Here is a 17,756-nt window from a genome sequence, read left to right as displayed (position 1 = left end):
CTGTCCCCCTTGGGGGGCGGCCGGATTTCGGATATCCTGACTCCATGACATTTCTTCTCCGGGTGCTAGCCGGGATCGCGCTGGTGACCTCGGCCTCTGTCGTTGCGCGCCCGCTGAGCCCTGTGACGCCCCAAAAAGCACCGGCTAAAAAGGCTGCGGCCAAAAAGGCTCCGGCCAAGAAGGCCCCTGCCAAGAAAGCGGTGGCCAAGAAGGCGCCTGCTGAAAAGGCGCCGCCCGCTGCCGAGGAAGGGGACGGCACCGTCCGTTCCGAGGAGGCGATGCGCGTCGCCGACTGGGTTGCCGCCACCGGCGACAACAATGGCTTGCCCTATGCGATCATCGACAAGAAGAACGCGACGCTGCTGTTCTTTGACACCACCGGCGAGCAGCTGGAACAGGTGCCGGTCCTGATCGGCATCGCCCCGGGCGATGACGCGACCCCGGAAGTCGGCTCGAAGTCGCTGTCGGAGCTTGGCCCCGCCGAAAAGACGACGCCGGCCGGGCGCTTCCTGGCGAAGTTCGGCATCCCGTACAAAAAGGAACGGATCCTGTGGGTGGATTATGCCACCTCGGTCGCGATGCACACGATTCCGCCGGATGCCGCCAAGAAGGAGCGGCGCCGCGAGCGGATGCTGTCGGCGACGCCGGACGACAACCGCGTCACCTTTGGCTGCATCAACGTGCCCAAGGCCTTCTATGCCAAATACCTGCGGCCCCAGTTCGATAAGAAGGGCGGCTATGTCTATGTCCTGCCCGACACCAAGTCGCTGGAAGAGGTCTTCCCCCGGCTGCGGGCACATGAGCTAGGGACCGCCTCCCTCCGATAGCCGGGCGTGGCGATCCGCGGGATTGCCGCGGGAAGCCCGACAAAGGTCGTACTCGCCCCGTCCCCCCGGTCCGGTAGAACGACCGCGACCGCAATCGGGGAGGCGCGCGATGACGACCATTATCCGGGTGCTTGCTGCACTCAGCCTGGGGCTCGCGCCGGCGCCGGCGCTGGCGGAGGACCAGTTCAAGCTGCTCGTGGTCGCGCCGCCCAGCACCTATCATTATGAATATATCCCGATCGCCCGCGAGAACCTGGAGCGGCTCGCGCGGCTGCATGCGATCGGGCTGACCTGGTCAACCGACGCCGGTGTCTTCGACGGCGATCTCAGCTCCTATGCGGCGGTGGTGTTGCTGAACACGCCGGCCGCGGAGTTCACGGCCGCGCAGCGCGCCCGGTTCGAAGCCTATATGCGCGGCGGCGGCAACGCGATGGTCGTGCACCGGTCGGCGATCGTGCCGAAAGGAGCCTGGCCCTGGTATGAGAAGCTGGTCGGCCGCGGGTTCATCAACCATCCCAAGATTCAGACCGGCGTGGTCACCGTCGTGGACAAGGGGTTCCCCGCCACCTTCGGCATTCCGGACCGCTGGATCTGGAGCGACGAGTTCTATGTGATGGAGAATCCGTACGGGGTGAAGGTGAACCCCGTGCTGGAAGTGGACGAGTCGAGCTATGATCCGACCCTGACCTGGCCCGGGCAGGTCAGCCGCCGGATGGGCCCGCACCATCCCGAAGCCTGGCACCATCGGGTCGAGCGGGGCCGCGTGTTCGTGACGCTGCTGGGCCACCGGGCCGAGATGTACCGCGACGAGCGCTATTTGCAGCACCTGCTGGGCGGCATCTATTGGACGGCGACCGGCATGGGGCAGGTGGGGACCGGCGGGCGCTGAGCGTCCAGCCAATTCCACCGGCGGCCGATTCGCTCTACAGGCTCCGGCCATGACCGTTATCACCCGCTTCGCGCCGAGCCCCACCGGCCGGCTGCACCTCGGCAATCTGCGCGCGGCGCTGATCAACTGGCTCTATGCCAAGGCGAAGGGCGGCCAGCTGCTGCTGCGCATTGACGATACCGATGCGGCGCGATCGGAGGAGCGGTTCGTCGACGCGATCCGCGCGGACCTTACCTGGCTGGGGATCGATACCGCGGGCGAGGAGCGCCAGTCGGCGCGCTTCGATCGCTATGAGGCGCGCTTTGCCGAGCTGGTCGCCGCCGGGCGGGTCTATCCCGCCTATGAGACGCCCGAGGAACTGGGCCTTAGGCGCAAGGTGCTGCTGGGGCGGGGGCTGCCGCCGGTGTACGACCGCGCGGCGCTTGCGCTGACCGAGGCGGACCGGGCGCGGCTGGAAGCCGAGGGCCGGCGCCCGCACTGGCGCTTTCGCCTGGACCATGACGCGCCGATCGGCTGGCACGACCTGGTGCGCGGCGAGCAGCGGTTCGAGGCGGCACGGCTGAGCGATCCGGTGGTGCGGCGCGCGGACGGCAGCTGGCTGTACCTGCTGCCGTCGGTGATCGACGACATCGACATGGGTGTGACGACGGTGATCCGCGGCGAGGACCATGTCTCCAATACCGCGAGCCAGATCCAGATGTTCGAGAGCCTGGGCGCCGGGCTGCCCGAGTTCGCGCATGTCGCGCTGCTGACGAGTGCGGAGGGCAAGCTGTCGAAGCGGCTGGGCGCCACCGGCGTCGACGAGTTCCGCGCGATGGGAATCGAGCCCGAGGCGGTGGTGGCGATGCTGGCACGGCTGGGCACGAGCGACCCGGTCGAGCCTCTGGTCGATCGCGCGCCGTTGATCGCCGGCTTCGACTTTGCCCGCTTCGGCCGCGCCCCGGCCCGCTTCGAGGAGGCGGAGTTGCAGGCGCTGAACGCGCGGATCGTCCACCAGCTCGACTGGGAGCGGGTAAGGGCGGAATTGCCCGAGGGGATGGACCGCGCCGGCTGGGAGGCGATTCGCGCCAACCTGTCCACGGTCGCGGAAGCGGCGGACTGGTGGCAGGTGGTCACCGGCCCGATCGCGAAACCGGAATTGTCGGACGAGGACCGGGCCTTTGTCGCCGAGGCGGCCGGGGTGGCCGAGTCGATTGACTGGGCCGATGGCGTCTGGGCGGCGCTGACCGGCGCGCTGAAGCAGGCGACCGGGCGCAAGGGACGGGCGCTGTTCCTGCCGCTGCGGCTGGCGCTCACCGGGCGGGAACATGGCCCGGACATGGCGGCGCTGCTGCCGCTGATCGGGCGCGAACACGCCATCGCACGGCTGCGCGCGGCGGCAGCCTGACGGAAGCGGCAGCGTCTGAAAATGCGGCGGCCATTGCCAATGTCGTGATATGATGTACCATCGCTTGTCTCGGCCCTTTCAGGGTCGAACGAGGAGAAGCCGATGTACGCAGATCGCTTTGCTTCCGAACGCCGCTTCCACCCCGCCAGCCTGGGCGCTGCCCTGGCGATCAATGGCGGCCTGTTAGCCGCGATGGTGCTGGCCGGATCGGTCGCCATAGTCCGCTACGAGGACCCGGTGCTGAACACGACCGCCATCCCGCTGCCGCCGGTTCCGCCCAAGATCGAGCCGGAGCCGCAGCCCAAGCCGGTGGAAAAGACGGTCCAGCCACCCCCGCAGGCGCTGCCCTTCCTCGAAAAGCCGGTCGTCGCCCTGCCGCAGCCGGATCGCCCGGTCATCGCGAGCGACTCGACGCTGCCGATCACGCCGCCGCAGCCGTCCGGGGTGCCGGGTGGGACCGGCACGACCGTCCCGGTCGATCCTCCGAAGCCACTGCCGGTGCTGGTCGGCGCCCAGCCGGACCCGCGCTACATGGATGGGTTCCAGCCGGCCTACCCCCCGGTCGAGCGACGCGCCGACCGCAACGGCATCGTCACGGTGCGGGTGCGGATCGGCACCGACGGGCGCGTCCTTGCGGTCGAGCCGGTGCGCGCGACCAGCGATGCCTTTCTGGAGGCGACGCGCAAGCAGGCACTCTCCCGCTGGCGGTTTCGCCCGGCCACGCGCGACGGCGTTCCCGTCGAAAGCTGGCACGTGATGACGGTACGTTTCGAAATGGAAGGCTGACCAAGCGGCGCAGGGGCTGGTCGCATCGCGCCCCTGCGCCTATCTGGAACCCGAATGAAGATCCTGCGCCACCTTTCGCCCCTGCGCGCCTATCGCGACCTGCGCGAGTTCCTGTCGTACAAGCGACCGCACCAATGGGCGTTCCTGGCGCTCGCGATCACGATGACGGGCCTCTGGATCTGGGCGTTCGTCCATGATTCGCATTTCGAGCGGCCCTATAAGCGCGAGATCATTTACGTGCAGGACTGGCGGCTGGATCGCACCGACGAAGAGATTCGCGCGCAGCAGAAGATCGACGAGGCCAAGCGGCAGAAAGAACTGGCCGAGCTCGAGAAGCGTCGCGCCCGCATCCAGGCGGAATTCAAGAAGCTCGACGACGGCATGACCGCCTGGGGCCTTTGACCCCGGCGTCCGCCTCTGTCGTGGACGCGCGCTGGATGGATGCCGCGCTGGTGCTCGCCGAGCGCAGCCGCGGCGAGACCGCGCCCAATCCCAACGTAGGCTGCGTGATCGTGGCGGCGGACGGCCGGCTGGTCGGTCAGGGCTGGACCCAGCCCGGTGGACGCCCGCACGCCGAGGCGATGGCGCTGGCCGAGGCGGGCGAGGCAGCGCGCGATGCGACGATCTACGTGACGCTCGAACCGTGCGCCCATGTCTCCCCCCGTGGGCCGGCGTGCGCGGACCTGATCGTCGCGGCGGCACCCCGGCGCGTGGTGGTGGCGCTGACCGACCCCGATCCGCGCACCAACGGCACCGGCATCGCCCGGCTGAGAGATGCGGGGATCGTCGTGGAAGAGGGCGTGTGTGCCGTGGAGGCGCAGCGCAGCATGGCCGGGTTCCTCACGCGGCTTCGCTCCGGGCGGCCGCATGTGACGCTGAAGCTGGCGACCTCGCTCGACGGGCGCATCGCGCTGCCTTCCGGAGAGAGCCGCTGGATCACCGGGCCCGAGGCGCGCGCCGACGTCCACCGCGAACGGGCCCGTCACGAGGCGATCCTGGTCGGGCGAGGCACCTATGAAGCGGATGCGCCGCGTCTGGACGTGCGGCTGCCCGGCCTGGAACATCGCAGCCCCCGGCGGCTGCTGCTGACGCACGGCGCGGCGCCCGAGGGCTGGGAAGCGGTGCGCGACCTTGCGGAGCTGGGCGCGTTGCAGGACGTCGACCATCTGCTGGTGGAGGGCGGCGCCGGCGCCGCTGCCGCATTCCTGGCCGCCGACCTGGTCGACCGGATGCTCTTTTATCGCGCCCCGATCGTGATCGGGGCGGGAAAGCCAGCGGTGGGCGACATCGGCCTGTCCAGCCTGGCCGAGGCCCATGGCCGATGGCGGTTTGTCGAGGCGCGTTCGCTTGGCAGCGACCGGCTCGAAGTCTACGAGCGCGAGCGAGATTGATATGTTTACCGGAATCGTCACCGACATCGGCACCATTGAGGCCGTCGAGCAGACGGGCGACCTGCGCGTCCGCATCGCCACCCGCTATGACACCGGGACCGTCGACCTGGGCGCGTCGATCGCCTGTTCGGGCGTGTGCCTGACCGTGGTCGACAAGGGGCCGGGCTGGTTCGCGGTCGACGTGTCGGGCGAGACGGTGTCGCGCACCGCGCGCGACCAGTGGACCGCCGGCCGCCGCCTGAACCTGGAACGCGCGCTCAAGCTGGGCGACGAACTGGGCGGGCACATCGTCACCGGCCATGTCGACGGCCTGGGCGAAGTGGTCGAGGTCACGCAGGAAGGCGGGTCGCACCGCGTCACCATCGAGACCGGACCCGAGATCGCGCCCTATCTGGCCGCCAAGGGCTCCGTGACGGTCGACGGCGTCTCGCTGACCGTCAACAGCGTCGAGGACGGGCCGCGTTGCACGCGCTTCGGCCTCAACATCATTCCCCACACGGCAGAGGTCACCACCTTTGCCGACATTGCCGAGGGCCAGGCCGTCAACCTCGAGATCGACGTGCTCGCCCGCTATCTCCAGCGCATGGAGCGCTATCGTGAAAGGACGCAGCATGGCGCTGCCTGAACCCGCCCGCCTTCAACCCGGTTTCCTCTCCACTCCCGAGGAGATCATCGACGAGGCGCGCAACGGGCGCATGTTCATCCTGGTCGACGACGAGGACCGGGAGAATGAAGGCGACCTGGTGATCCCGGCGCAGATGGCGACGCCGGAAAAGATCAACTTCATGGTGACGCACGGCCGTGGCCTCGTCTGCCTGGCGCTGTCGAAGCCGCGGGTCGAGGAACTCGGCCTGGAGCTGATGAGCCGCAACAACGGCACGCGGCACGAGACCGCCTTCACTGTCTCGATCGAGGCGAAGGAAGGGGTCAGCACCGGCATTTCGGCCGCCGATCGTGCGCGCACCATTGCGGTCGCGGTCGATGCCACGAAGGGCAAGGACGACATCGTCACGCCGGGCCATGTGTTTCCGCTGATCGCGCGCGACGGCGGCGTGCTGGTGCGCGCCGGCCATACCGAGGCGGCGGTGGACGTCGCGCGGCTTGCCGGCCTCAACCCCGCGGGCGTGATCTGCGAGATCATGAACGACGATGGCACCATGTCGCGGCTGGACGACCTGATCGGCTTTGCGCAGCTCCACGGCCTTAAGATCGGCACCATCCGGGATCTGATCGCCTATCGCCGTCGCCACGACCATCTGGTGGAGAAACGCGCGGAAAGCCGCTTCACCAGCCGCTGGGGCGGCGAGTGGACGGCGATGACCTTCTGGAACAAGGCGACCGGCAGCGAGCAGGTCGCGCTGGTGAAGGGGCGCATCGATCCCGCCAAGCCGACGCTGGTGCGCATGCACGCGCTGTCGCCCTTTGCCGACATCTTTGGCGAGACCGGGCATCGCGCCGATCTGCTCAGCCGGTCGATGGAGATCATCGGCGAGGAAGGGTCGGGCGTGATCGTCGTGATCAACAAGCCGCGGCTGGACCAGTTCACCGTCGCCATGCAGGCGCGTACCGGCGAACTGAAGCCCGCCGACATGGAGCAGCTGCGCGACTATGGCGTAGGGGCGATGATCCTGAACGAACTGGGCGTCGCCGAAATGGTGCTGCTCACCAACACCCATCACACGCTGGTCGGACTCGAAGGCTATGGCCTGTCGATCGTCGGCGAGCATCCCATCGACACGGAGCGCTGACATGGCCCGCATCTTGATCGTCGAAGCGCGCTTCTACGACCACCTCAACGACCTGCTTCTCGACGGCGCGCGTACCGCGCTGCAGGAGGCCGGGCAGGATTACGAGATCATCACCGTGCCGGGCGCGCTGGAGATCCCCGGCGCCGTCGCGATGGCGGCCGAGACCGGCCAGTTCGACGCCTATGTCGGGCTGGGCGTGGTGATCCGCGGCGAGACTTATCATTTCGAGATCGTCGCCAACGAAAGCGCGCGGGGCCTGATGGCGCTGGCGATGGACGGCCTGCCGATCGGCAACGGCATCCTGACCGTCGAGAACGAGGCGCAGGCGCTGGCCCGCGCCGATCGCAACGACAAGGACAAGGGCGGGGAAGCCGCCAAGGCGGCGCTCGCCATGCTGGCACTGCGCCAGCGCTTCGCCTGACCCCGCACCGCGGTTGAACCGATGACGTCGGAAGGCCGCGGATCGCGCCTGGGCCTGGCGGCGGCGGTGGTCGCCAACCTGACGCTGGCAACGGGTCCGTGGCTGGTGCGGCTGGCCGAGACCGGGCCGGTCGCCACCGGCTTCTGGCGGCTCGCGCTGGCGATACCGGCGTTGCTGGTCTGGTCGATGATCGCCAATCCGGGCGCGCTGCGCCGGGGCATCCGCTTCTGGCCGGTGCTGCTGGTGGCGGGGCTGGCCTTTGCTGCCGACCTCGCGACGTGGAACGTCAGCATCCTCAGCACGACACTCGCCAATGCGACGTTGTTCGGCAATTCGGCGACGCTGATCTATCCGGTCTATGGCTTCCTGGTCGCACGCACCTGGCCCAACTGGCCCCAGGCGGCGGCGCTGATGCTGGCGATGGTCGGGGGCGGCATGTTGCTGGGCCAGTCGGCGGAGCTGTCGCCTGGCCATCTGGTCGGCGACCTGCTCGCGCTGTTCGCGGGGGTCGCCTACGCGGTCTATTTCATCAGCATGGCGCGGGTGCGCGCGGTGGTGCCGCCGATGACGGCGCTGGGACTATCGGGAGCCGCCACCGCGGTGCCGCTGCTGATCCTGGCGATCGTACTGGGCGAGCGGCTGGTGCCCTCGGGCGCGGCCGGCTGGGCCCCGCTGATTGCCCTGGCGCTGGTCAGCCAGGTGTTCGGCCAGGGGCTGATCATCTTTGCGCTCGGCCGCCTCTCGCCGCTGGTGATCGGGATCACGCTGCTGCTCCAGCCGATCGTCGCGGGCGCCATCGGCTGGGCCGCCTATGGCGAGCGTCCGGGCGTGCCCGACCTGATCGGCGCGGTGCTGGTCGCCGCCGCGCTGGTGCTGGTGCGACGCGAGCCGAAGGTTGCACCTGCCGGTGGGCAGACTAGATCGGTGGCCTGACATCTGGAGGAGGCCGCGATGGCGACCGCATCATTCGAAGACGCCACGCTGGACGAACTGCGCGCCGCGCTTGCGCCGGTGGTGGCCGCGAACGCCGCGTTCGACGGCTGGTCGCCGGCCGCGGTGACCATGGCCGCCGAGCAGCTGGGCATCGATCCCGATGTCGCCCGCGCCGCGATGCCGGATACGCTGGAAATGATCGACGCGTGGTTCGCGCACGTCGACCGGGTGATGATGGAGCAGCTGCCAGCCGATCGGCTTGCCGCGATGAAGATCCGCCAGCGGATCACGGCGCTGGTCGAGGCGCGACTCAGGGCGGTCGCGCATCATCGCGAGGCGCTGCGCCGGGCGCTGGCGATTCTGGCGATGCCGCAGAACCTCGCGCGGGCGGCGCGGCTGGGGTGGCGCACGGTCGACCTGATGTGGCGGCTCGCCGGGGACACGGCCACCGACTATAATCACTATACCAAGCGGGCGACGCTCGGCGCGGTCTATGGCACCACCATCACCGTGTTCCTGGACGACGAGAGCGAGGGCTGGAGCGACACGCGCGCGTTCCTGTCGCGCCGGATCGACAACATCATGCAGTTCGAAAAGGCCAAGGCAAAGCTGGTCGGACGGGCATCCGGGGAGAACCGGCTGAGCCTGTCCCGCTTCATCGGCCGGCTGCGCTATCCCGCGGTCTGAAGCCGAAAAAGCTGGCATTCCGCGACAACTATTGATAATCACTCGCAATGCTTTCCCCCGCCGCCAGCCTCTCCCACCTGCCCCATCACCAGCATGCGCGGATTGCTGGAGTGGATTGGGACGCGCTGCAGCCCAGTGAGGCGCGTCGCCTGCGCGAATTCGGCGTGGACGAGGGGGTTGAGATCGAACTGCTGCATCGCGCCTGGCTGGGCGGCGGGCCGGTTGCATGCCGGATCGGGCGGATGATGGTGGCGCTGCGTCCCCATGTCGCCGCCGCGATCCGCGTTACCCCAGCCGACTGAGGCGTTTCGGACAAGAACATGAATCACCCACCGCTGGTCGCGCTCGTCGGCAACCCGAACGCCGGCAAGAGTGCCCTGTTCAATGCGCTGACCGGCGCGCGCCAGAAGGTCGGCAACTACCCCGGCGTTACCGTCGAGCGCCATTCCGGGCGCATGGCGCTGCCCGACGGCCGCCCGATCGAGCTGGTCGATCTGCCCGGGACCTACAGCCTCGATCCGTCGAGCCCCGACGAGGCGGTGACCCGCGACGTGGTGCTCGGCCGCCAGCAGGGCGAACGGCTTCCCGACGTGCTGGTGGTGGTGGCCGATGCCACCAACCTCGACAATCATCTCCGCTTCGTGTTGCAGCTGAAGGCGCTGGGGCGGCCGATGCTGGTCGCGCTCAACATGGTCGACATGGCCGAGCGCGACGGGCTGAAGTTTGACCTGGATGCGCTTGCTGCCGAAATCGGCTGCCCGGTCGTGCCGACGGTGGCCGTCCGCAAGCGCGGGCTTGACGCACTGCGCGAGGCGCTAGCGGAGGTGCTTGCCGGTGCGCCGGCGACACTGCCGCCGCCGCTCGACACCTTCGATGCCGACATCCGCCATTTCCAGCGCGAAGCGCGTCGGGTCGCCGGAGTCGCGATCACCGAGCAGCCGCGCGCACGCGCCCTTACCCGCTCGCTCGACCGGATCGCGCTGCACCCCGTCTTCGGGCCGATCATCCTGCTCACGCTGATGTTCGTGATGTTCCAGGCGGTGTTCAGCTGGTCGGAAGCACCGATCGGGTGGATCGAGGACCTGCAGGGCTGGCTGGCCGACACGGCGGTTGCGACCCTGCCCCAGAATTTCCTGCGCGACCTGTTGGTCGAGGGCATCATCAACGGCGTGGGTTCGGTCGTGGTGTTCCTGCCGCAGATCCTGATCCTGTTCCTGTTCATCCTGGTGCTGGAGGCATCGGGCTACATGGTCCGCGCGGCCTTCCTGATGGACCGGCTGATGGCGAGCGTGGGCCTTTCGGGCCGTGCGTTCATCCCGCTCCTGTCCTCCTTCGCCTGCGCCATTCCCGGCATCATGGCGACCCGGGCGATCGACGACCCCAAGGAGCGGCTGACCACCATCCTGATCGCCCCGCTGATGACCTGTTCGGCGCGGCTTCCGGTCTATGCGCTGATCATCGGTGCCTTCATTCCGGCGCGGCAGGTGCTGCCGGGCGTCGGGCTGCAGGGGCTGGTGCTGTTCGCACTCTATCTTGCCGGCATCGTCGGCGCAGTGGCGGCGGCCTTTGTGCTGCGGCGGACCCTGGCCAAGGGGAGCGGCGGCGGCTTCATGATGGAGATGCCACGCTACCAGATGCCGTCGTTGCGCGACGTGCTGCTGGGGGTATGGCACCGCGCCTATGTGTTCCTGCGCCGGGCGGGCACGACCATCATGGCAGTCACGGTCGCGCTGTGGCTGCTGGCCTCCTATCCGGTCGCACCCGAAGGCGTGAAGCAGAGCGAATATTCGGCGGCCGGGCGGATCGCGTCCGGGCTGGAAGTCGTGCTGCGGCCGATCGGCTTCAACCACGAAATGTCGCTGGCGGTGATCCCGGCGATGGCGGCGCGCGAAGTCGCGGTGTCGGCGCTGCAGACCGTCTATGCCATCGATGCGGCGGACGAGGAGCAGGGCGCGCAGGAACTGGGCGGGCGACTGTCCGGTCGGTGGAGCCTGCCGACCGCGCTCGCCTTCCTCGCCTGGTTCGTGTTCGCGCCGCAGTGCCTGTCGACGATCGCGGTGGTGCGGCGGGAGACCAATGGCTGGCGGGTGCCGGGGCTGATGCTCGGCTATTTGTTCGCGCTCGCCTATGTGGCGGCGGGCATCACCTATTGGAGCGCCGTGGCCCTGGGGCTCTAGTCGGCAGAATCGTCGCGGCGGGCACCGTCGAGCGTCCGCTCCACGCGCTTCTGATCTTCTGTCTCGGCGCGTTTTTCCGCCTTGGTCCGGCCGAAGCGGTGGCGATTGGCATCGGCCTGTGCCGCTTTTTCAGCGCGAGCGCGGTCCTTGCGCGCGCGGTTCAGGTTGATGATCTCTGCCATGCCGCCTAGTCTAGCGCACCCGCGCCAGCGGGCATACATCGCCCCGCGACCAATGCCCGCGCGCCCGCAATTTCAAGAATAATGGAGACATCATGGCCGGCAGCGTCAACAAGGTCATTCTGGTCGGCAACCTGGGGCGCGACCCCGAATCCCGCAGCTTCCAGAACGGCGGCAAGGTGGTGAACCTGCGCATCGCCACGTCCGAGTCGTGGAAGGACCGCAACACGGGCGAAAAGAAGGAAAAGACCGAGTGGCACTCGGTCGCGATCTTCAACGAGGGCCTGGCGAACGTCGCCGAGCGCTTCCTGCGCAAGGGCAGCAAGGTCTACATCGAGGGCCAGCTGCAGACCCGCAAGTGGCAGGACCAGAACGGCCAGGACAAATATTCGACCGAGATCGTCCTGCAGGGCTTCAACTCGGTGCTGACCATGCTCGACGGTCCGGGCGGCGGCCAGGGTGGCGGCGGCGGCGGTAGCCGCGGTGCCGACGACTTCGGCGGCGGCGAAGATTTCGGCGGCGGCTCGGGCGGTCGCGGCGGCGGCTTCAACAGCGGCGGCGGGCGTAGCGGCGGCGGTGCGCGCACCGGCGGTGCAGCGAGCGGCGGCGGTGCCTTTGGCGGCGGCTTCGGCGACGACCTGGACGACGACGTGCCGTTCTAAGCGATGGCGAGCGACAAGCGGAAAAGGGGCCCTTGGGGCCCCTTTTTTGTGCCTAGCGCCGGAGCAGGAAGACCGCGTGTTCGGCGCGGAAGTTGGCGGCGGCGGCACTGGTGCGGCGGTCGCCCTTCAGGAACCAGGCTTCCTCGACGGTGATGCCGCGCGCTTTCACAAAGGCGCGGAAGTCGTCGATGGTGACGTGGTGGATGTTCGGCGTCTCGTACCACGGCACCGGCAGTAGGCGGGTGACCGGCATCCGTCCGCCCCACAGCAGCGACGCCCGTACGCGCCAATGGGCGAAGTTGGGGAAGGACACGAACGCGCGCTGGCCGATCCGCAGCAGATGATCGAGCACCACATGCGGGCGCATCGTCGTCTGCAGCGTCTGGCTGAGGATTGCATAGTCGAAGCTGGCGTCGGGATAGCCGGCGAGGTCGGTATCGGCATCGCCCTGCACCACCGACAGGCCGCGCGCGACCGCGGCGGCGACGTTGCCGGGGTCGATCTCAAGCCCGCGCGCGTCGACGTGGCGGCTGTCGCGCAGTGCGGCCATCAGCGCGCCGTCTCCGCAGCCCACGTCGAGCACGCGCGCGCCCTCCGCCACATTGGCGGCGATCACGGCAAGGTCGGGGCGGAGCGTCGTCATGCCGCGACCTCCGGGGCTGGGCCGGGGCGCCGCACCATATAGTCCGCAACCTTGTCGAGCGGCGCGAAGCCCAGCCGGGCGTAGAGGTCGTGCGCGTCGCGGGTGGCGAGCATCCAGCGGCGCAGGCCGGCAAGGTCGGGCAGTGCCAGCAGGTGCGACACCATCGCACGGCCGACGCCGGCGCCGCGCGCCGAGTCCTCGACGAACACGTCCGCGAGCCAGGCAAAGGTCGCGCCGTCGGTGATGGCGCGGGCAAAGCCGATCTGCACGCCATCACGATAGGCGCCGACGCAGGTCGAGCCGGCGATCGCGCGCTCGACCAGGTCGCGGGCGACGCCCGGGGACCAGTAGGTGGAGGCGAGCCAGCCGTGGATGCGGTCGATCTGCAGGCGGGACTTGTCGGTAGAGAGGTCGATCATGCCCGTCCCCAGGTGAGGAAGCCGCGCACCACCCGGTCGAGTTCCGGCGAATCGAGCAGGAAAGCGTCGTGGCCGAACGGGCTCGAAAGCTCGACGAAGCTCGCGCGGGCGCCGGCGGCGTTGAGTGCCTGCACCATCACCCTCGATTCTGCGGTGGGATAGAGCCAGTCGGTGTCGAAGCTGACGATGCAGAAGCGGGTGGCGGTGTCGCGGAAGGCATTGGCGAGCATGCCGCCATGCTCCTCGGCGAGATCGAAATAATCGAGCGCGCGGGTGATGTAGAGGTAGGAGTTGGCGTCGAACCGGTCAGTGAAGGCCAGGCCCTGATGGCGCAGATAGCTTTCGACCTGGAAGTCGGCGTCGAAGCCGAAGGTCTTGGCGCCAGCCTGCCCATCTGGGCGCGCCTGGAGGCGGCGGCCGAACTTGGCGGTGAGACCGGCCTCCGACAGATAGGTGATGTGCGCGGCCATGCGCGCCACGGCGAGGCCGGCGGCGGGCGGGTCGCCGCTCTCGTAATAGGCGCCATTCCGCCATTTCGGGTCGGCCATGATCGCCTGGCGACCGACTTCGTGGAAGGCGATGTTCTGGGCGGAGTGGCGCGCGGTCGCGGCGATCACCACCGCGGCCTCGACCCGTTCGGGATAGGTGGCCGCCCAGGACAAGGCCTGCATGCCGCCCATCGAGCCGCCGACGACTGCGGCAAGCCGGTCGACGCCGAGATGGTCGAGCAGCAGCGCCTGCGCCCGCACCATGTCGCGGATGGTGATGACCGGAAAGGCCATGCCCCATTGCTCGCCCGTCACCGGATCGATCGAGGCCGGCCCCGAAGAGCCCATGCAGCTGCCGAGCACGTTGGAGCAGATCACGAACCAGCGATCCGTGTCGATCGGCTTGCCCCGCCCGACCATGCGCGTCCACCAGCCCGGCTTGCCGGTGATGGGATGGTCGGAGGCGAGATACTGGTCGCCGGTCAGCGCGTGGCAGACCAGCACCGCATTGTCGGCCGCGGGCGACAGCGTGCCATAGGTCTCATAGCCGATCTCGACCGCGGCCAGGGTCGCGCCGCCGTCGAGCGGCAGCGGGCCGGGGAGCAGCGCGCGGCGGCGCAAGCCGAAGCGTTCGTCGGGCATGGCGGTGATCAGGCCCGCTGGGTCAACGGCCGCTCAGCGCGTCCAGGGTCGGGCGGATGCCCGAAAGGTCGTAGCCGGCGCCCTCCGCCTTTTCGACCAGCTCGGTTGGATCGCCGCCGGCCTTGGCCTCGGCCAATGCCCAGAGGTTGCACGAGCGCGTGCCCGAGCGGCAAAAGGCGAGCACCGGGCCGTCCGCGGCATCCAGCGCGGCGCGCATCGCATCGAGCTGGCCGTGGCCGAAGCCGGCATGGGTTACGGGAATGGCGGTGTAGGCGAGGCCGGCCGCTTCCGCCGCAGCCTGGATCGCGGCCCCGGACGGCTGGCCCGGCTCCTCGTCATCGGGGCGATTGTTGATGATCGCGACGAACCCGGCAGCGGCGATGTCCGGCAGCTGGGCCGGATCGATCTGGGGGGCGACGGATATCTTGCTGTCGATGGTGCGGATCATGCTGCCTCGCGGATGACCTGGAGAAAGGCGTCGCCATACGCCTCCAGCTTGCGCGCGCCAACGCCGGTGATGCGGCCGAGCGCATCGCGGTTCGCCGGACGCATGGTGGCCATGTCGCGCAGGACGGAGTCGTGGAAGATGACATAGGGCGGCACCGACGCCTCTTCGGCCAGTTCGCGGCGGCGGCGGCGCAGCGCCTCGAACAGCGGATTGCCGATGGGGTTGGGGGCGGCACCGGCGGCGCCGCGACGGCGACGCTCGCGCTTGGGCGGGAGGACGAGCTTCAGGGTCGCCTCCCCCTTCAGCAGGCCGCGTGCGCCGGGGCCGAATTCCAGCCCGCCATGCGGGTTGGCGCGCACGGCATCGCGCAGGAGCAACGCACGGGCGACGGATTTGAGGAGGTGCGCTTCTTCGCCGCTCACGATGCCCCAGACGGACAGCGATTCATGCCCGTTGGTCATGCTGCGTTCGGTCGACTGGCCCAGCAGCACCTGCTCGATATAGCCGACACCGAACATCTGGCCGGTGCGGAACACGGCGGAGAGGAACTTTCGCGCCGTCTCGGTCGCGTCGATCGCGGCGGGCGGGTTTAGGCAGTTGTCGCAATTGCCGCACGCCTGCGGCGGGGTCTCGCCGAAATGGGCGAGCAGGATCGCGCGGCGGCAGCCGGCGGTCTCGACCAGTGCGCCGAGCGCATTGAGGCGCGCGCGTTCGCCGGGCTGGCGCTCGGCCTCGACCTCGCCGATGCGCTGGCGGGCGCGGGCGAAATCGTCGGCGCCCCAGAACAGGTGCGCGACCGCCGGATCCCCGTCGCGGCCGGCGCGGCCGGTTTCCTGGTAATAGGCCTCGATCGACTTGGGGAGGCCGGCATGGGCGACGAAGCGCACGTCGGGCTTGTCGATGCCCATGCCGAAGGCCACGGTCGCGACCATCACCATGTCCTCGCTCGCGACGAAATCGGCCTGGTTGCGCTGGCGAACCGCGGGGTCCAGCCCGGCGTGATAGGCGCGCACCTCCCGGTCGGGCGTCGACAGTGCGGCGGCCAGCCGCTCGGTCGCGGCGCGGGTCGGTGCATAGACGATGCCGGGGCCGGGATGCTCGGCAAGGATGTCGGCGATCTGCCGCGTGGTGTTGTCGCGCGGGGTGATGGCGTAGCGGATGTTCGGTCGGTCGAAGCCGGCGACGATCATCCCCTCTTCGGGAATTCCCAGCTGTTCGAGAATATCGGCGCGGGTGTGGGCGTCGGCGGTGGCGGTGAGCGCCAGCCGCGGCACATCGGGGAACTGGTCGAACAGCGGGCGCAGCAGGCGATAATCGGGGCGGAAGTCATGGCCCCATTCGCTGACGCAATGCGCCTCGTCGATCGCGAACAGGCTTAGCGGCGCCTGGGCGAGGAGGTCGCGGAAGTGGCCGCTGGAGGCACGTTCGGGAGCGACGTAGAGCAGGTCCAGCTCGCCAGCGCGGAAGCGGGCGAGCGTCTCCTGCCGGTTCTCGTCCACCGAGGTCAGCGTCGCCGCGCGAATGCCGACGGCGGTCGCGGCGCGCAGCTGGTCGTGCATCAGCGCGATCAGGGGCGAGATGACGACGCAGGTGCCGTCTAGGATGACGGAAGGAAGCTGGTAGGTGAGCGACTTGCCGGCGCCGGTCGGCATGACGGCAAGCGTGCGCTGGCCGCCGAGGACCCGCTCGACCACCTGGCCCTGGACACCACGAAAGGCAGGAAAGCCGAAGGTCGACTGAAGAACGGACACGGGATCGGCGGGCATGGCGGTGCTGTAGCGGCCCGGGTCGGGCCATGTCGAGGTTGACGGATGCCTTAGTCGCCGCCGATCGCCGCCTCGACCACCGCCGGCCGGGCCTCTTCCTCCATCTGTGCGAAGGTACATTGGTCGGGCGCCTTGTCGGGACGCCAGCGCAGGAGCGCGGTGCCATGGCGGAAGCGGCGGTCGGTGACCTGGTCGTAACGCACCTCCACCACCAGTTCGGGACGCAGCGGCTGCCATTGAGCGGAGCGATCGGTCGACCAGCGGCTGGGGCCGCCCGGCGCGTCGCCGGTGAAGCCGGGCCCCTCGACCAGCGCCTCCAGCCGCTGGGCGAGCTCCGCGCGTTCGGCGGCGGGGATGCCGCTGGTGAAGCCGACGTGGTGGAGAAGGCCGGCATCGTCGTAGAGGCCGAGCAACAGCGAGCCGACTTCGCGGGCGGCGGTGGCGTAGCGGAAGCCGCCGACCACGCAGTCGGCGGTGCGCATCCGCTTGACCTTCACCATCGCGCGCTCGCCGGCGCGATAGGGCTCGGCGAGCGGCTTGGCGACGACGCCGTCTAGGGCGGCGCCGGTGCCGCCGAGCCAGCGGCGGGCGACGGACGGATCGTCGGTGACGGGGGAGAGCCGCAGCCCCTGTGACCGGTAACGGGCGTGGAAGCGCTCCAGCGCGGCGCGGCGTTCCGACAGGGGGCGGTCGGCGAGCGTCTCGCCATCGGCGGCGAGGCAGTCGAACAGCATCAGGCGGGCCGGAGTTTCGACCGAGAGACGGCGGATACGGCTTTCGGCCGGGTGGAGCCGCATCTGGAGCGCGCCGAACGACAAGGTCGGGCCGACCGGGATGAGCAGCTCACCATCGAGGACGAAGTCGCCGGGGAGTGCGGCCAGCACGGCCTCCACCTCGGGGAAATAGCGGGCGAGGGGCTTTCCCGACTTGGACCAGAGCAGGACGGTGTCGCCCTGCTTGACGGCGAGGCAGCGGAAGCCGTCCCATTTGGGTTCGAACTGCCAGCCGGGGCCCTGCGGCAGTTCGGCGGCGAGTTTGGCTTCCATCGGTTTCAGGGGCGTGGGATCGGCCATGAAGTGCCAACGCAGCAGCGCGCGATCCGAGCCCAAGCATCGTGCAAGACGAGGTCTGATTTAGACTGGTGCGCGCCAAGTCGCCCGCTACACTGTTGGGAAACGGGGGCAAATCATGAAGCATTCGCGGTGTGGCGTGGCGTTGAGCGTGCTGGCGTTGCTGTCGGCGTGCGGCGGTGGCGGGGGCGGC

The 17,756-nt window shown here is 69.1% G+C and carries 21 protein-coding genes; 14 read left to right on the top strand and 7 right to left on the bottom strand.

Going from position 1 to position 17,756, the window contains the following annotated elements:
- Positions 1-44 precede the first annotated feature (44 nt).
- From QP045_RS13885 to feoB, 13 genes are all read left to right on the top strand, one after another.
- Complete coding sequence (locus tag QP045_RS13885) at positions 45-827, top strand: hypothetical protein (protein WP_422515589.1); 783 nt, start codon at positions 45-47, stop codon at positions 825-827.
- Positions 828-936: 109 nt separating this feature from the next.
- Positions 937-1,716 carry a ThuA domain-containing protein gene (locus tag QP045_RS13880; protein ID WP_422515588.1) on the top strand — a complete coding sequence of 260 codons (780 nt, stop codon included), beginning with the start codon at positions 937-939 and terminating at the stop codon, positions 1,714-1,716.
- Between the two features lie 49 nt (positions 1,717-1,765).
- Entirely contained in the window at positions 1,766-3,103 is a 1,338-nt protein-coding gene (locus tag QP045_RS13875; RefSeq protein ID WP_422515587.1) for a glutamate--tRNA ligase, read from the top strand.
- 102 nt (positions 3,104-3,205) lie between these two features.
- Complete coding sequence (locus tag QP045_RS13870; protein WP_422515586.1) at positions 3,206-3,889, top strand: TonB family protein; 684 nt, start codon at positions 3,206-3,208, stop codon at positions 3,887-3,889.
- Between the two features lie 54 nt (positions 3,890-3,943).
- On the top strand, positions 3,944-4,291 hold the full coding sequence (locus tag QP045_RS13865; protein ID WP_422515585.1) for a hypothetical protein: 348 nt from the start codon (positions 3,944-3,946) through the stop codon (positions 4,289-4,291).
- Between the two features lie 35 nt (positions 4,292-4,326).
- Positions 4,327-5,280: a bifunctional diaminohydroxyphosphoribosylaminopyrimidine deaminase/5-amino-6-(5-phosphoribosylamino)uracil reductase RibD gene (gene ribD, locus QP045_RS13860; protein WP_422515669.1), complete on the top strand. Its 954-nt coding sequence runs from the start codon at positions 4,327-4,329 to the stop codon at positions 5,278-5,280.
- Between the two features lies 1 nt (position 5,281).
- Positions 5,282-5,905: a riboflavin synthase gene (locus tag QP045_RS13855; RefSeq protein WP_422515584.1), complete on the top strand. Its 624-nt coding sequence runs from the start codon at positions 5,282-5,284 to the stop codon at positions 5,903-5,905.
- Entirely contained in the window at positions 5,892-7,028 is a 1,137-nt protein-coding gene (ribB, locus tag QP045_RS13850) for a 3,4-dihydroxy-2-butanone-4-phosphate synthase (RefSeq protein WP_422515583.1), read from the top strand. The genes QP045_RS13855 and ribB overlap by 14 nt, the downstream gene beginning before the upstream one ends.
- A gap of 1 nt (position 7,029) precedes the next feature.
- The gene (gene ribH, locus QP045_RS13845) at positions 7,030-7,449 is read left to right on the top strand and encodes a 6,7-dimethyl-8-ribityllumazine synthase (protein WP_422515582.1); all 420 of its coding nucleotides are present in this window, start codon (positions 7,030-7,032) and stop codon (positions 7,447-7,449) included.
- 21 nt (positions 7,450-7,470) lie between these two features.
- A complete protein-coding gene (locus QP045_RS13840) occupies positions 7,471-8,382 on the top strand; it encodes a DMT family transporter (RefSeq protein ID WP_422515581.1) in 912 nt (303 codons plus the stop codon).
- Between the two features lie 18 nt (positions 8,383-8,400).
- The gene (locus QP045_RS13835; protein WP_422515580.1) at positions 8,401-9,069 is read left to right on the top strand and encodes a COQ9 family protein; all 669 of its coding nucleotides are present in this window, start codon (positions 8,401-8,403) and stop codon (positions 9,067-9,069) included.
- Positions 9,070-9,116: 47 nt separating this feature from the next.
- Positions 9,117-9,371 (top strand): FeoA family protein, encoded by a 255-nt coding sequence (locus tag QP045_RS13830; RefSeq protein WP_422515579.1) that lies wholly within the window; start codon positions 9,117-9,119, stop codon positions 9,369-9,371.
- A gap of 18 nt (positions 9,372-9,389) precedes the next feature.
- A complete protein-coding gene (gene feoB, locus QP045_RS13825) occupies positions 9,390-11,246 on the top strand; it encodes a ferrous iron transporter B (RefSeq protein ID WP_422515578.1) in 1,857 nt (618 codons plus the stop codon).
- On the opposite strand, the gene QP045_RS13820 is transcribed toward feoB, so the two are convergent.
- Positions 11,243-11,428 (bottom strand): DUF4169 family protein, encoded by a 186-nt coding sequence (locus QP045_RS13820; RefSeq protein WP_422515577.1) that lies wholly within the window; start codon positions 11,426-11,428, stop codon positions 11,243-11,245. The two genes, feoB and QP045_RS13820, sit on opposite strands and share 4 nt — an antisense overlap.
- 92 nt (positions 11,429-11,520) lie before the next feature.
- Here QP045_RS13820 and ssb point away from each other — a divergent pair, with 92 nt between their 5' ends.
- Positions 11,521-12,087 (top strand): single-stranded DNA-binding protein, encoded by a 567-nt coding sequence (ssb, locus tag QP045_RS13815; RefSeq protein ID WP_422515576.1) that lies wholly within the window; start codon positions 11,521-11,523, stop codon positions 12,085-12,087.
- A gap of 52 nt (positions 12,088-12,139) precedes the next feature.
- On the opposite strand, the gene metW is transcribed toward ssb, so the two are convergent.
- Genes metW through QP045_RS13785 form a run of 6 tightly spaced genes read right to left on the bottom strand, consistent with a single transcriptional unit; the run spans position 12,140 to position 17,602 of the window.
- The gene (gene metW / locus QP045_RS13810) at positions 12,140-12,730 is read right to left on the bottom strand and encodes a methionine biosynthesis protein MetW (RefSeq protein WP_422515575.1); all 591 of its coding nucleotides are present in this window, start codon (positions 12,728-12,730) and stop codon (positions 12,140-12,142) included.
- On the bottom strand, positions 12,727-13,149 hold the full coding sequence (locus QP045_RS13805; RefSeq protein WP_422515574.1) for a GNAT family N-acetyltransferase: 423 nt from the start codon (positions 13,147-13,149) through the stop codon (positions 12,727-12,729). The genes metW and QP045_RS13805 overlap by 4 nt, the downstream gene beginning before the upstream one ends.
- Positions 13,146-14,279 (bottom strand): homoserine O-acetyltransferase MetX, encoded by a 1,134-nt coding sequence (gene metX / locus QP045_RS13800; RefSeq protein WP_422515573.1) that lies wholly within the window; start codon positions 14,277-14,279, stop codon positions 13,146-13,148. The genes QP045_RS13805 and metX overlap by 4 nt, the downstream gene beginning before the upstream one ends.
- A 22-nt stretch (positions 14,280-14,301) precedes the next feature.
- Positions 14,302-14,727 carry a TIGR01244 family sulfur transferase gene (locus tag QP045_RS13795; protein WP_422515572.1) on the bottom strand — a complete coding sequence of 142 codons (426 nt, stop codon included), beginning with the start codon at positions 14,725-14,727 and terminating at the stop codon, positions 14,302-14,304.
- On the bottom strand, positions 14,724-16,493 hold the full coding sequence (recQ, locus tag QP045_RS13790) for a DNA helicase RecQ (RefSeq protein WP_422515571.1): 1,770 nt from the start codon (positions 16,491-16,493) through the stop codon (positions 14,724-14,726). The genes QP045_RS13795 and recQ overlap by 4 nt, the downstream gene beginning before the upstream one ends.
- Positions 16,494-16,543: 50 nt before the next feature.
- Positions 16,544-17,602, bottom strand: coding sequence for an ATP-dependent DNA ligase (locus tag QP045_RS13785; protein ID WP_422515570.1), 1,059 nt, complete (start codon positions 17,600-17,602; stop codon positions 16,544-16,546).
- Between the last annotated feature and the right edge of the window lie 154 nt (positions 17,603-17,756).

This window comes from Sphingomonas sp. 3-13AW, assembly GCF_049311085.1.
GTDB lineage: Bacteria > Pseudomonadota > Alphaproteobacteria > Sphingomonadales > Sphingomonadaceae > Sphingomonas.
Note: the sequence above shows the minus strand (reverse complement) of the source record. Positions and strands in the feature narration are given on the sequence as shown.